We start from the raw sequence: 12,584 nt of genomic DNA, 5'->3' as shown, positions 1-12,584 counted from the left end.
GCGCACCGACTGCACGTCACTTTCCCGCCCTACCACGGGAGCCCGGACACGCGACCGGGAACCTCCGAAAGCACGTCGCCGCACCCGACGGCACCCACACTGGATCGTATGGACACCGAAGACGCTCCCACGCCCCGCCGCGAGGTCTACGACGCCGGCACCAAGGACACCCTGCCCGGCACCCTGGTGCGCTCCGAGGGCGACGACCCGAGCACGGACGAACTGGTCAACAGCGTCTACGACGCGCTCGGCACCACCTTCGACTTCTTCCGGGACGTGTACGGCAGGGAACTCCCTGGACGGCGAGGGCGGCCCGCTGCGGGTGACCGTCCACTATCGCGAGAAGTTCCCGGGGACGTGGTCGCGGCCGGCCGTCGACGCGGGGGCCGATGACGTCCCCGATCCTGTCGGTACTCCTTCGGTTCTCGACAGGTTCCCGCCGCCGCTGGTCCGGCGCGGGATTCACGGGGTGCGGACCGGCCGCCTCGGCGGCCGTCGGCGGATCAACGGCCGGCGAGGACCGGGATCTCCTCCTGGAGGTGCGCCGGCTTCTCCTCGCCCTCGGTGCACAGCTGCTCCGCGTTCGACGTCTGCACTTGGTCCTCCGGCGGTGGCCATGCCCCGTCCAACGACCGCGCAGGGGAAGCGGTCGCACCCTGACCTGGCTGCTCACCCTGTTGGCGGCCCGGCCCGGCCGGGCGCCGGTGTCGGGTCGATCGTCGAGTTCGACTGACTGTTCATCAGTGACTCTCGGGTGTCCGACCGTTGGGCCGGGTACGCTGGGCGCAAGGGTTGGCGGCTGGCTGGGGGCGGGCGTGGGGACCAGGATTTCGGTGTCGCTCAAGGGGCCGCTGGGGCTGGACGACGCGTCCCGGCTGCTGGAGGAGCTGGCCGCGCAGACGGGCCTCGGCTGGCGCGAGGAGCCGGTCGACGAGGGCAAGGTCCTCAGCGGTGGCCTGGTGGAGATCCTGCTGGTGGCCGTGGTGAGCAAGACGACCGAGCTGGCCTTCGAGGCGGTGCTGGAGCGGGTGAAACAGGTCGTCGAGCGCTGGCGCGAGGAGCGGCTCGACAGGCCGGAGGCGGCGGTCGACGCGCAGGCCCTGCCCGGCACCGAGGCGACGGGTGCGCAGGAGCGGGACGGCTGAGATGGCCTCCCGGGCGTTGGTGATCGGACCGGGCGAGTACGCCGAGGACTCGGGCCTGCCGGGCCATCCCACGATCCGCGCGAGCGCCCTGATGTACGGGCACGCCCTGGCCGGCGACGCGATGTGGGGCCCGGAGAGCTACCGCGTCCTGGTCGGCGAGCAGGCGCGGACCGCGGACGACGTCATGCGGGCGTTGCAGGGGGCCGCGGACGCGACCGGGCCCGAGGACGTCCTGCTGGTGGTCTACGTCGGCCACGGCCAGTACTGGAGCGACGTGCCGGGCGGTCAGGTCCACTTCTCGGTGGGGTCCTCGTACAAGGACAAGCCGTGGACCTGGCTCTCCAGTTGGTACCTCTACCGCGCCATGCGCAAGGCCAAGGCGCGGCTGAAGGTCCTGATAGCCGACTGCTGCTACTCCAACATGCTGCCGATCCTGAGCGGAGGGGACGAGGCGCTGGTCCTGCCCGGGGTGCTGGGCCGGCGGGACGAGGGCAGCTGCGTCTTCACGGCCGTCAGGAACGTCAGGGCCGCCGACGCCGAGGGCTGTTCGAGCCTGCCCGCACCGCTGGACCGGTGCACACCGTTCAGTGGACACCTGCTGCGCGTCCTGCAGGGCGGCACCAAGGACCACAAGGACCGGCTGACCATCGGCCTGTTGCGCGAGGCGGTGCGGCGGGAGATGGAGGGCTGCGCGCACCAGGCGCCGGGCATGCTGCTCAACGACGCCCGGGACGGCACCCCGCTGTTCACCAACCAGATGGAGCGCCGGCTGCGGGATCAGAGCCAGGTGCCGGCCAGTGCCGAGGACTGGATCCGGCATCTGATGCTCGACCAGGACTACCTGCTCGACGTGCTGTTCGGGGACGAGCGGATGGTCGGGGACATCGTCGGCACGCTGAGCAGGAGGCCCGACGACGCCAGTCAGTCCCTCGCGCGCCACCTCGACGAGAAGGCGAACACGCGGTTCCAGGAGGCCGAGACCTTCGCCCGGTACTGGAACCGGGTGGAGCGGGCGCCGCGCACATGAGCGGCAGTCTGCCGGGCGAGGCCGCCGGGGGCGGCCCGGAGCGCCCCTCGGCCCTCGGCTACGGGTGGGTGACCACCTGCTCGATCGAGAGCTTCGTGCGCCGCATGCAGGCCATCCGGCTGGGCACGGCCAACGACGACGGGGCGCAGCCCGCCACCGCGATCCGCCTGCTGCACGTGTTCGCCGTCAGTCGCTCCATCGACGATCTACTCACGGCGGCCTCGACGTCGATGCCCGCGTCCAGCCCGGCCCTCCCCGCGCGGGACCGCCTCAACTACTGGGACTCCGTCAACATGCTGGCGACCGCGGCCCTGTGCCGCAGCGCCGAACAGGCGGCGGAGCTCGCGTGCAAGCAGTGGGAGGCCGAGGGACGCGGCGCAGCGGGGCGGGGCACACCGCTGACCGACGGCATCGTGCACGACGTCGCCTGCCAGCGGACCGCGCCGGACGTCGCCGTCTTCGTCCGGGAGTGCCGGCGGGCGCAGGGGCCGGTGGACAAGACGCTGCGCGTCTTCACCCGGCCGAGCTCCGGACGGACCAATCTCGACAAGGCGCTGCTCTACATCCTGCTGCGCGAGCAGGGCTGCGACCCGGAGGCCACCAAGCTGCTCCTGCAGACCCTGTCCACGATCGACCGGCACGGTTCGACGCAGGCGGCGGACACCGACCCGGCCGAGTTCCACGACCTGGTCGGGGCGCTCTACCAGCTCAGCCCGGCCGAGCAGATCCTGGAGAACTGGGTCGATGCCCAACTGGCCGACCCGGAGCAGGTGATCGCGACCAGGCGGATCGTCGCCCGGCTGATCGCCAGCGAGACGGGCAGCCCCGACACCCTGGTCGAACACGTCGGCGCCCGGTTGTCCCGGCATGACATCGTCGAGATATGCGGCCAGTTGGCGACGGCGCGGCCCGAGAAGTGCGACGAGATCCGCCGGCACGCCGCGGCCCGGAGCAGCAACGACGAGCTCGCCGAGCTCGTCATCGCCTGGCACCGCTCCCAGATCCTCACCCGGACCACCAAGGACCTCCTCGCCGACGTCGTCGCCGTCGGGGTCGGCGGGGCCACCGGACCCAGGCCGCGGTCGAGGGTGGCCGACCTGGACAAGGTGTTGGCGAACTTCAACGCCGAGGCGGAGTGCCGGCGACTGCTGTGGATCGCCGCGGCCGAACAGGTCGAGGGCCGCTCGGGGATCGAACTGGCCGAGCTGCTCGGCCGAGTCGAGCGCACCAGCGACCGCTACCGGGTGGCGCGCAGGACCGCGCGCAAGCTCACCGCGCACGTGCTCGGCGACGGCGCCGACCCCGCCCTGTTCGTCGACTACGTCACGAGGCTGCGCGTCGACGGGCGCTCGGACGCTGTCTTCCTCGCCCTCAAGGAGTTGGCGGACCCCTCCGACCCGGGCAGCTGGTCCGAGGGGTCGGCGCTGGTCATCGCGGAGATCGCGGTCCGCCTCTACGCCCGGGACGCGGGGCGCGACGGCTGGGACCTGCTGGAGCGCTGCCTGGAGAACGAGCAGCGCATCAGCCACCAGGACGTGGCGGCCGTCGTCGCCCGGCTGCGCGAGCCCGACAGCACGCTGCCGGCGGACCGCAGGCTCTTCCTGCTGCGCGCCACGGTGGGCCGCTGGTCCGACACCCATGCCCGGGAGAACGCGGTCGAGTTGCTGCGGGAGAAGGGCTACGACCCGGAGGCGGCGGAAGTCGTCCGCTCACTTCGTTAGGTCGGGGGCGGGCGTCGGCGCCGGCAGCAGCGGGGCCTCCTGCCCCACGTGCTGGCGCGAGGTCCTGACCAGGATCTCGAAGGCGCCGAGCGCCAGGGCGGCCACCAGCACGCCCACCGCGAACTCCTGGTGCGTCCCGACCGAGGAGTTGCCCAGCAGCGTCAGCAGCATCAGCGCGGCCAGGTAGGCGGTCAGCCAGATCGCCGCCCGGGCCGCCGCGCTGGTGCGCCAGTGGCGCAGGAGCGTGACGTGCTCCTTGGCGTCGTAGATCCGTCCGAGGAGTGGGAGTCGGCGCGAGAGGACGGGGAGTATCAGCAGCAGGGCGCTGCCGCCGGCGAGCGAGGCCATGGAGCGCCACATGCTTGCCCAGCCCGCGCCGTAGAGGATCAGCGCGATCAGCGTGAAGCTCACCCGGGCCAGCCCCTCGTGGACGGTGCGCCGTCGCAAGGAGTGCCGGCCCAGCTTGCTTCGCAGCGAGACCAGGACCACCCCGGGGAAGGCGTAGATGATCAGCGTCAGGACCCCGGTGACGGCGGTCAGCGGGGCCCAGCTCCCGCCGGCCAGCCACAGCACGATCGCCCCGATGAAGAAGTCGGCCAGCAGGATCAGCCAGTAGACGTCGTAACGCTGCCGCAGCGAGGCCCTGCGGGCGCTCTGCAGGCCCCGGTGCGTGAGGTGGGCCCGGCTGAGCGCGGCGACCTCGCGGGTCACGGCCTGTCCGAAGACGAGGCCGGCGCCGAACGGTGAGGCCACGGCGTCGATCCTGAGCAGCCACCCCAGAACGTTCAGGTCGGCGGCGAACGCGAAGTCGACGAAGGGCGACTCGGGCCCGTCCACGGCCTGGTGCGAGGGGGACCCCAGCGGCTGCCAGTGCGTCTGGTACCGGCCGAAGACCACCTGCAGCGCGATGTACAGGGCGGTCGAGCCGACTATCGTCCCGAAGACCGCCCAGCGCAGCCGGGCCGCCTCGCCGATCCCGCGCCGCTTGACGTTCCCGGCGAGTTCGAGTGGCGCCTGGAAACCCACGTAGGCGTAGATCACGCCGCTGTTCACCACGGCGGCCAGCACCGCACTGCCGCCGTGCCCGCGGGGATCGGCGGCCGACGGCAGGATGCCGCGCTGCACGCCGTGGGTGAGCAGCAGCGCGACGGCCAGGACCGGGACGGCGACCTTCGCCAGGGTCAGGGCGGTGGAGAAGCGGAACAGGAGCCGCGGTGCAATCAGGTTGACCGCACATATCAGCATCATGAAGGCCAGCGTGTATCCCCAGCCCACGAGGGTGAGCCGGTGGTCGACGAGCAGCCCGGGGAGCTTCCAGGACAGGCCCTGGGTCATCGCCAGGGCCTCGCTGGCCGAGTTGATCGCGTAGAAGATCCACAGCCCGGCGGCGATCACGGTCGCCACCAGCGGTCCACTGCTCTGCAGGGGCAGGAAGATCAGCCCGCCGGTCTTGGGCGCGGCACTGCTCAGTTCGACCATGACCCAGGCCACCACCAGCATCAGCCCGCCGCCGACCAGCCAAGCCAGCCAGGCGCTGGAACCGGCCTGCTCGTACGCCTTCTGCGCGCCCACCAGCCAGCCCGACCCGAAGACGCCCCCGGCCGCCAAACCGACGAGATGGTAAACCGGTAACCGGCGTTGTTCGTCCTCGTCCTCGATCCGCACCGCCTGTCCGCTGCCGCGCCGCGCCTCGTGGACGCTCACTTGGGCCCTCCCCGACGTTCACGGTGCTGGCGCCCCCACGCACAGCATCGAAAGGTTACAGAACGCGGCACGATCCGGGTGATGGTCCGTCAGGAAATTGCTACGCAACGATAATCCGGTCAGCAGCCGGTGCCGGGGTCCGGGCGGCTCGCTGTCGTCCACTGTCCCGTGGCCGGGCCCGGGTCAGCCGCAGTGGCTCCAACTGCTGGTCCAGGAGGTGCCGCCGGCTTCGCTCCAGCCGGTCGCCTGCAAACGACCTCAGTATCGTCTGGGCAGGTCAAATGCCCTTTCGGGCCAGGAAGTTCACGAGACCGTTGACTCCGTCGCCGATCGCCGGGCAGGATGCCGATCATCCAGGCAGACACGGCCGGAATCACACTCTCTCCACCCGTACCTTGCAAGGTCTCCGCAACAGATACACAAGGACAGGAGGGGGCCCAGTGGGGAACGTCTGCACGGTTGCGACGGAGCCGGACGTCCGGCCGAGCCGGTCGGTGCTTCTCGGATCGCATCGCCTCAGCCCCGTGGACGGGATGCTCGTCACCCGGCGGGGACACCGGGGTGGGACGCGGGCCGGGGGCGCTCGCCGCACCGCCCTCGGGGCGGGCCGTGCCGTGCTGCCCGGCCGGGCGCGGTGGCGGCGGTCATGACGGAGACCCGCATGCGAGTGGCCCTGATCGGTGCGGGCCCCCGCGGTCTGTCCGTACTGGAGCGGCTCTGTGCCAACGAGCGGATCAACCCCTCCCCGCGTCCCCTGACCGTGCATCTGATCGACCCCGACCCGCCGGGGGCGGGCAGGGTCTGGCGCACCGACCAGTCGCGGCACTTGCTGATGAACACCGTGGCGTCCCAGGTCACCGTGTTCACCGACGACAGCGTACGGATCGACGGCCCGGTGGAGCCCGGGCCGAGCCTGTACGAGTGGGCCCGTTCGCCGTACGGGGCCGAGGCCGACGTGCTGGCCGAGGCAGCCTCGCTGGGCCCCGACTCCTACCCCACCCGCGCTTTCTACGGGGCGTACCTGCGGGCCGTGTTCCAGCGCCTGGTCGAGCGGGCCCCGCGGCACGTCACGGTCCGGGTGCACCGCTCCCGGGCGGTCGCCCTCACCGGTGAGGGGTCTCAGCGGGTCCGGCTCGCGGACGGCGGCACGGTCGACGCACTGGACGCCGTGGTGCTGGCCACGGGGCACGGACCGGCCGTACTGGGCCCGGAGGAACAGCAACTCGCCGACACGGCAGCGGGATTGGGGCTGCGCTACCTGCCGCCGGGCAATCCGGCCGACGCCGACCTGAGTGCCGTCCGGCCGGGAGAACACGTTCTGCTGCGCGGCCTCGGGCTGAACTTCTTCGACCACCTGGCGCTGCTGACCGAGGGCCGGGGCGGCACGTTCACCCGCCGCGGCGGCCGGCTGGTGTACCGGGCCTCCGGCAAGGAGCCTGTGCTGTACGCGAGTTCACGGCGCGGTGTGCCGTACCAGGCGCGTGGCGAGAACCAGAAGGGCGCCTACGGGCGGTACGTCCCGAGACTGCTCTCGGTCGAGTTCGTCAGCGCCCTTCGCCGGCAGGACGCCCCGCTCGACTTCCGTCGCGACCTGTGGCCGCTGATCGCCCGCGAGGTCGAGAGCGTGTACTACGGCGCGCTGCTGGACGTCCGCGACCGCCCGGCCGACCGGGGGCCGTTCACCGAGCTCTACCTGGCCGCCGAACGGCCGGAGCGGCGGGCTGAACTCCTGCACGCGTACGGCATCGACCGGGCGGACCACTGGGACTGGGAACGCCTGGCCCGACCGTGCGCGGGCCGGGAGTTCGGCGACCGGGCGGAGTTCCGGTCCTGGCTGCTGGAGTACCTGTCACAGGACCTCCGGGAGGCCCGCGCCGGCAACCTCCGGGGCCCGCTGAAGGCCGCGCTGGACGTCCTGCGCGACCTGCGCAACGAGATCCGGCTCGCGGTGGACCATGGCGGCCTGGCCGGCGACTCGCACCGCGAGGACCTGGAGCGCTGGTACACCCCGCTCAACGCGTTCCTGTCGATCGGTCCACCGGCCGCCCGGATCGAGCAGATGATCGCGCTGATCGAGGCGGGCGTGCTCGAACTCACCGGCCCCGGAACCACGGTGAGCGTCGACACCGACCGCCGGGCCTTCGTCGCCCGTTCCGGCCGGGTGCCGGGGCCGCCGGTCCTGGCCACGGTGCTGATCGAGGCCAGGCTCCCCGAACCGGACGTTCGCCGGACCGCCGACCCGCTGCTGCGGCACCTGCTGGACAGCGGCCGGATCGCTCCCTACCGGACGTCGGGCGCCGGCGGTGACGAGACCGGAGGCCACGAGACCGGAGGCCACGAGACCGGGGGACTGCACGTGACCGCCCGCCCGTACCGGGTGGTGGACGCCGACGGGAGGGCGCACCCGCGCCGGTTCGCCTACGGGGTTCCCACCGAGGGCGTCCACTGGGTCACGGCGGCCGGTATCCGTCCCGGGGTGGACTCCGTGACCCTGGGCGACTCGGACGCGATCGCACGCGCCATACTTTCGCTCCGGCCCGTGGGGCGCCAGGAAACCGACAGGACAGGAGTCAGCGCGTGACACTTGAGACCGTGCCATCCGAGGCGGAGGCGGACACCGGTCTGCTCTCGCCGGTCCGGGCCGGCACCCCGATCGAAGGCGCGGTCGGCGACCGGGCCTGGCTCCAGGCGATGCTGGACGCCGAAGCGGGGCTGGCCCGGACCCAGGCCGGACTCGGAGTGGTGCCGGCATCGGCGGCCGAGGCCATCACCGCCCTCGCCCGGGTCGAGAACTTCGACGTACGGGCGCTCGCACTGGCCTCCCGGGAGACCGCCAACCCGGTGGTCGGCCTGGTCCGGGCCCTGACCGAGCTGGTGGCAGCCCGGTACCCCGAGGCGGCGGAGTACGTCCACTCCGGCTCGACCAGCCAGGACATCCTGGACACCGGGGCGATGCTGGTCGCGGCCCGCGCCCTGCGGATCATCCGGGCGGACCTGGACCGGGTGGCCGAGGCGCTCGCCGCACTGGCCGAGGCCCACCGGTCCACCCCGATGGCGGGACGCACCCTCGCCCTCCAGGCCGTGCCGACCACCTTCGGCCTGAAAGCCGCCGGATGGCGGCAGTTGGTGCTGGACGCCGACCACCGGCTGGCGCTGGTCGAGCAGACCGGTCTGCCGGTCTCGTTGGGCGGCGCGGCCGGCACCCTGGCCGGATACCTGGAGAACGCCCGCGCCGCCGACCCCGCCACCGACGACGACCCGGCCGGCTACCTCGACCGCCTGGTCGACGCCTTCGCCGCCGAGACCGGACTGGCCCGGCCGGTCCTGCCCTGGCACGCGCTGCGGACCCCCATCGCCGACCTGGCCGCCGCGCTCGCGTTCACCGCCGGGGCACTCGGGAAGATGGCGGTCGACGTACAGGTCCTGACGCGGACCGAGATCGGCGAGGTCGGCGAGCGGCCGGTGGCCGGACGCGGAGCCTCCTCCGCCATGCCGCACAAGCAGAACCCGGTGCACTCCACTCTGATCCGCAGTGCCGCACTCCAGGTCCCGGTCATCGCCACCGGTCTGACGCAGTGCCTGATCACCGAGGACGAACGCTCCGGCGGCGTCTGGCACGCCGAATGGCAACTGCTGCGAGAGGCACTCCGGCTCACCGGCGGCGCCGCGCACACCGCGGTGGAACTCGCCGAGGGTCTGCAGGTCCGGCCCGAGCGGATGGCGGCCAACCTCGCACTGACCGGCAGCCAGATCGTCTCCGAACGCGTCTCCGCCGTCCTCGCCCCCCTGCTCGGCCGGGCAGCCGCCCGATCCCTGTCCTCCCGGGCCGCCGCGACCGCCGCGGCCACGGGCCGGGAACTCGCCGAGGTACTCGCCGAACTCCCCGAACTGAAGGACGTGTTCACTCCGGAGACGCTCGCGGCGCTGTGCCGCCCCGAGGACTACCTCGGCGCCGCGGAACCACTGGTCGACCGGGCCCTGCGGCTCTGACCCCGGCGGGCAACGGTCGGCCGGTGCGCTAGTTGTACGGGGGGCTCGCCCCCGGGGGCGGCCTGCGGTGCCCTGCTCGCCGAGGGAGCGCAGGAAGCCGGGGGTGGTGCCGCTCATCTGGGGGTACTGCTGTGGCGGTCCTTGTCGGACGGCTGCGGTGGCTTCCGGCCCGGTCAGGTCGGCCGGTTGTCCGCCGGTGTGGTCGGGGGGCTGCCCGGGGCGGCGGCGGGCAGCGGCCAGTCGGGATGGGCGAGCCGGCGGCGCAGGGCGTCGAGCCGGGCGAGGTGGTGGTCGAGGGCGGCGGTGACGGTGCTCGTGGTGGCGGCTACTCGTGCTTCCAGGTCTTGGATCCGGTCCAGGATGTCCTGCCAGCGCCTTTCGGAGGCGGCGGTGGCGACGGGGTCAGGCGCGGCGTCGGTCGCTGTCATCGCGGAGCTGGGTGGTGTGGTGGGTGAGGGTGTCGAGGCGGGTGGCGAGGTCGGCCTGATCGGTGCCGAGGTGGGGGCGGATGGCGGCGAGGGGCTCTATGAGGTCGGCGGGGTCGGTGGCGCCGAGGGCGGCGGTCAGCGCGGCCTGGGCGGAGTGGGCGCCGGGGGCGAGTGCGGTCATGGTGATCCGGGCTGCGAGGACCCGCAGCTCGGCGGCGTTGTCGCGGGCCCAGGCGGTGACCGTCCGGTCGGCGGCCCGCCGGTCACGGACCGCCTTGACGCGTTCCACACCGGTGGCGGCCTGCGGCGTGCCACCGGCGGGCTTGAGGCGCAGGTAGCGGTTCTCTGCGGCCTGGCGGCTGGCGACGCCCATGGGCCGGGCGAGGTCGGCCCAGGTGGCGCCGGCCTCCCGGGCGCTCTCCACCAGGCCGGCTTCCCACCCGGCGAGCTGGGTGCGCAGCTCGCGCAGCAGCATCAGGGCGGCCAGGGCCTGCTCGGGGCCTTCCTGCCCGTCAGGGGAGGTCGGGGGCCGGGACGCGGGGTCCTGGGCGGTGCGGACGGCGTCGTCGATGGCGGCCAGCGCCGCCGCGGCCGCCAGGAACGAGGCGGGCTCGACCGGCTGGGGAGGACCGGCGGCGGGTCTGCGGGGCTTCTCACTCATGCAGTCACTCTATACGCGACACGCGGACTTGTCATCGGATGGATGACGCGCTACAAAGGTGTCAGGTGAAGCGCACTGGCACCCATTCGATCAGTGGAGGTGTTTCGCGATGCTGTTGCGCACTGACCCGTTCCGCGAGCTGGACCGTCTGACCCAGCAGTTCCTGGGCAACACGGGGACCTGGTCGCGTCCGGCACCGATGCCGCTGGACGCCTACCGGGCCGGCGACGAGTACGTGATCTGCTTCGACCTGCCGGGGGTGGACCCGGAGGCGATCGACATCGACGTCGAGCGGAACATGGTGACCGTCAAGGCCGAACGCCGCCCGCGTCACCAGGGCGAGGACGTGAAGTGGGAGCTGTCCGAGCGCCCGCTCGGAGTGTTCTCCCGCCAGGTCATGCTCTCCGACACCCTCGACCCCGCCGGGATCACCGCCGACTACGACGCCGGCGTGCTGACCCTGAAGATCCCGGTCGCGGAGAAGGCCAAGCCCCGGAAGGTCGCGATCAGTCACGGCGGCGACCGCAAGCAGATCCAGGCCTGACCAACCCCCGGTGCCGTTCCGGCCGCCCCCTGATCTCTCCCCCCTCGATCGCAGGGACGGCCGGAACACCCCCGACCCCCAACGGCCGGCCGCTTCCGCCCGGACCGGCTCACCCGCAGCAACGTGGCAACGCCATGAACGGCCAGAGCAACCACCCCTTCATCGTGCGGGTGGACGGCGAGATCGACCTCGACACCGCCCCCGCGCTGCGCCGTGCTCTGGCCGCCGCGCTCGAGGCGCACCGGGAGGTGGTGCTCGATCTGTCGGAGGTGACGTTCATGGACTGCGCGGGCCTGGGCGCCCTCGTCCGGGCCCGCAACCAGGCGGACCGCAGCGGCAGGCGCCTGATCCTGCGCGGAGCCGGCCGCTGCGTCGTCCGGCTGCTCGAGCTCACCGGTCTGCACCGGCGCTTGGCCGCCGAGCCCCGAGCGGGCACGGTCGCGCCGGACATAGGAACGGAGGGAGAACCGCAGTGACTCTTCGATGGGACGCGTTCCTGGACGAGGTCCGGGAGCGCGGCGAGTACGACACCCCGCAGGAGGCCGAGCGAGCCGCCCGGGTCGTCCTGGCCCTGCTCGGCGCCCACCTGGTCGGCGACGCGCGCGCGGAACTGGCCGCCCGCCTGCCGGAGACCATGGCCCTGATCCTGCTCAACCCCTTGCAGGCAGCCGAGCCGCTCAGCCCGGAGCGGTTCGTGCGCGCGACCGCGGCCTGGATCGAGGGAGCCACCGAAGCCACGGCCCCGTGGGACATCGGCGCAGTCCTGTCCACGGTGGCCGACGCCGCCGGCGACGACCTCACCAGGCGCATCCTGCTCCAGCTGCCACCCGGCTACGACCTGCTGTTCGGCCGCCCCACCGCACGGACACGCCCCTGACCACCCGCTCACGCCGCCGGTCCGCCGACGGCCGGCCCCTGGAAGGCCCACGGTCATGACCCGCTACCGCCACCTCCTCCAGCAGGTCCGCAGCCTCGGCCGCTACCTCGGCGACGAGGAGGCCGAACGCGTTCTCGACGCTGTGCTGGCCCTCCTGGGCTCCCAGCTCACCGGCGACGAACGCTGCGACCTCGCCGCAGCCCTGCCCGAGCGGGCCCGCGCCGTCTTCGCCGCCCAGATCCCCCTGCCCCGCCCCGTCACCGCCCCCGCCTTCGTCGAAAGCCTCGCCCACACCCTGGGCACCAGCCTCACCGTCGCCCGCTGGGACGCCTCCTCCGTCCTGGCCGCCCTCACCACCCTCACCGACGACAACCTCACCGACCGCCTCCTCGCCCACCTCCCCCGCGGCTACGCTCTGCTGTTCGGCCGCGCGGACCTGGCCGCCGTCGCCTGACACAGCCGGTCCGACCGGCTGTGTCAGGCGACG

Annotated in this window: 13 protein-coding genes; 10 read left to right on the top strand and 3 right to left on the bottom strand. The window is 72.8% G+C overall.

Annotated elements, in window-relative coordinates; translation table 11 throughout:
- The first annotated feature begins 108 nt into the window (after window positions 1-108).
- From ACFYS8_RS06350 to ACFYS8_RS06335, 4 genes are all read left to right on the top strand, one after another.
- Window positions 109-393 (top strand): hypothetical protein, encoded by a 285-nt coding sequence (locus tag ACFYS8_RS06350; RefSeq protein WP_387636500.1) that lies wholly within the window; start codon window positions 109-111, stop codon window positions 391-393.
- Between the two features lie 422 nt (window positions 394-815).
- Window positions 816-1,145, top strand: a complete 330-nt coding sequence (locus ACFYS8_RS06345; RefSeq protein WP_387636498.1) for a hypothetical protein — start codon at window positions 816-818, stop codon at window positions 1,143-1,145.
- A 1-nt stretch (window position 1,146) separates the two neighbouring features.
- Window positions 1,147-2,172 (top strand): hypothetical protein, encoded by a 1,026-nt coding sequence (locus ACFYS8_RS06340; protein WP_387636495.1) that lies wholly within the window; start codon window positions 1,147-1,149, stop codon window positions 2,170-2,172.
- On the top strand, window positions 2,169-3,893 hold the full coding sequence (locus ACFYS8_RS06335; protein WP_387636492.1) for a hypothetical protein: 1,725 nt from the start codon (window positions 2,169-2,171) through the stop codon (window positions 3,891-3,893). Before ACFYS8_RS06340 ends, ACFYS8_RS06335 begins: the two co-directional genes overlap by 4 nt.
- Here the strand turns inward: ACFYS8_RS06335 and ACFYS8_RS06330 are convergent.
- Window positions 3,882-5,597: an APC family permease gene (locus ACFYS8_RS06330; protein WP_387636490.1), complete on the bottom strand. Its 1,716-nt coding sequence runs from the start codon at window positions 5,595-5,597 to the stop codon at window positions 3,882-3,884. The genes ACFYS8_RS06335 and ACFYS8_RS06330 overlap by 12 nt on opposite strands.
- 646 nt (window positions 5,598-6,243) lie before the next feature.
- On the opposite strand from ACFYS8_RS06330, the gene ACFYS8_RS06325 reads away from it, so the two are divergent.
- Window positions 6,244-8,178, top strand: a complete 1,935-nt coding sequence (locus ACFYS8_RS06325; RefSeq protein ID WP_387636487.1) for an FAD/NAD(P)-binding protein — start codon at window positions 6,244-6,246, stop codon at window positions 8,176-8,178.
- Window positions 8,175-9,587, top strand: coding sequence for a 3-carboxy-cis,cis-muconate cycloisomerase (gene pcaB / locus ACFYS8_RS06320; protein ID WP_387636485.1), 1,413 nt, complete (start codon window positions 8,175-8,177; stop codon window positions 9,585-9,587). The genes ACFYS8_RS06325 and pcaB overlap by 4 nt, the downstream gene beginning before the upstream one ends.
- Before the next feature lie 173 nt (window positions 9,588-9,760).
- Here the strand turns inward: pcaB and ACFYS8_RS06315 are convergent, their stop codons facing one another.
- Together ACFYS8_RS06315 and ACFYS8_RS06310 are read right to left on the bottom strand one after the other, a co-directional pair.
- Window positions 9,761-10,015, bottom strand: a complete 255-nt coding sequence (locus ACFYS8_RS06315; protein ID WP_387636482.1) for a hypothetical protein — start codon at window positions 10,013-10,015, stop codon at window positions 9,761-9,763.
- Window positions 9,990-10,676 (bottom strand): type III effector protein, encoded by a 687-nt coding sequence (locus tag ACFYS8_RS06310; RefSeq protein ID WP_387636480.1) that lies wholly within the window; start codon window positions 10,674-10,676, stop codon window positions 9,990-9,992. Before ACFYS8_RS06310 ends, ACFYS8_RS06315 begins: the two co-directional genes overlap by 26 nt.
- Before the next feature lie 109 nt (window positions 10,677-10,785).
- Here ACFYS8_RS06310 and ACFYS8_RS06305 point away from each other — a divergent pair, with 109 nt between their 5' ends.
- The 4 genes from ACFYS8_RS06305 to ACFYS8_RS06290 all read left to right on the top strand — a co-directional run bounded on the left by ACFYS8_RS06305 (window position 10,786) and on the right by ACFYS8_RS06290 (window position 12,551).
- Complete coding sequence (locus ACFYS8_RS06305; RefSeq protein WP_387636477.1) at window positions 10,786-11,220, top strand: Hsp20/alpha crystallin family protein; 435 nt, start codon at window positions 10,786-10,788, stop codon at window positions 11,218-11,220.
- 134 nt (window positions 11,221-11,354) lie between these two features.
- On the top strand, window positions 11,355-11,696 hold the full coding sequence (locus tag ACFYS8_RS06300; protein ID WP_387636474.1) for an STAS domain-containing protein: 342 nt from the start codon (window positions 11,355-11,357) through the stop codon (window positions 11,694-11,696).
- Entirely contained in the window at window positions 11,693-12,097 is a 405-nt protein-coding gene (locus tag ACFYS8_RS06295; protein ID WP_387636471.1) for a DUF2267 domain-containing protein, read from the top strand. Before ACFYS8_RS06300 ends, ACFYS8_RS06295 begins: the two co-directional genes overlap by 4 nt.
- Before the next feature lie 55 nt (window positions 12,098-12,152).
- A complete protein-coding gene (locus ACFYS8_RS06290) occupies window positions 12,153-12,551 on the top strand; it encodes a DUF2267 domain-containing protein (protein ID WP_387636469.1) in 399 nt (132 codons plus the stop codon).
- The last annotated feature ends 33 nt before the right edge of the window (window positions 12,552-12,584 follow it).

Source organism: Kitasatospora sp. NPDC004615, assembly GCF_042873545.1.
In the GTDB taxonomy this organism is placed as follows: Bacteria; Actinomycetota; Actinomycetes; order Streptomycetales; family Streptomycetaceae; genus Kitasatospora.
Note: the sequence above shows the minus strand (reverse complement) of the source record. Positions and strands in the feature narration are given on the sequence as shown.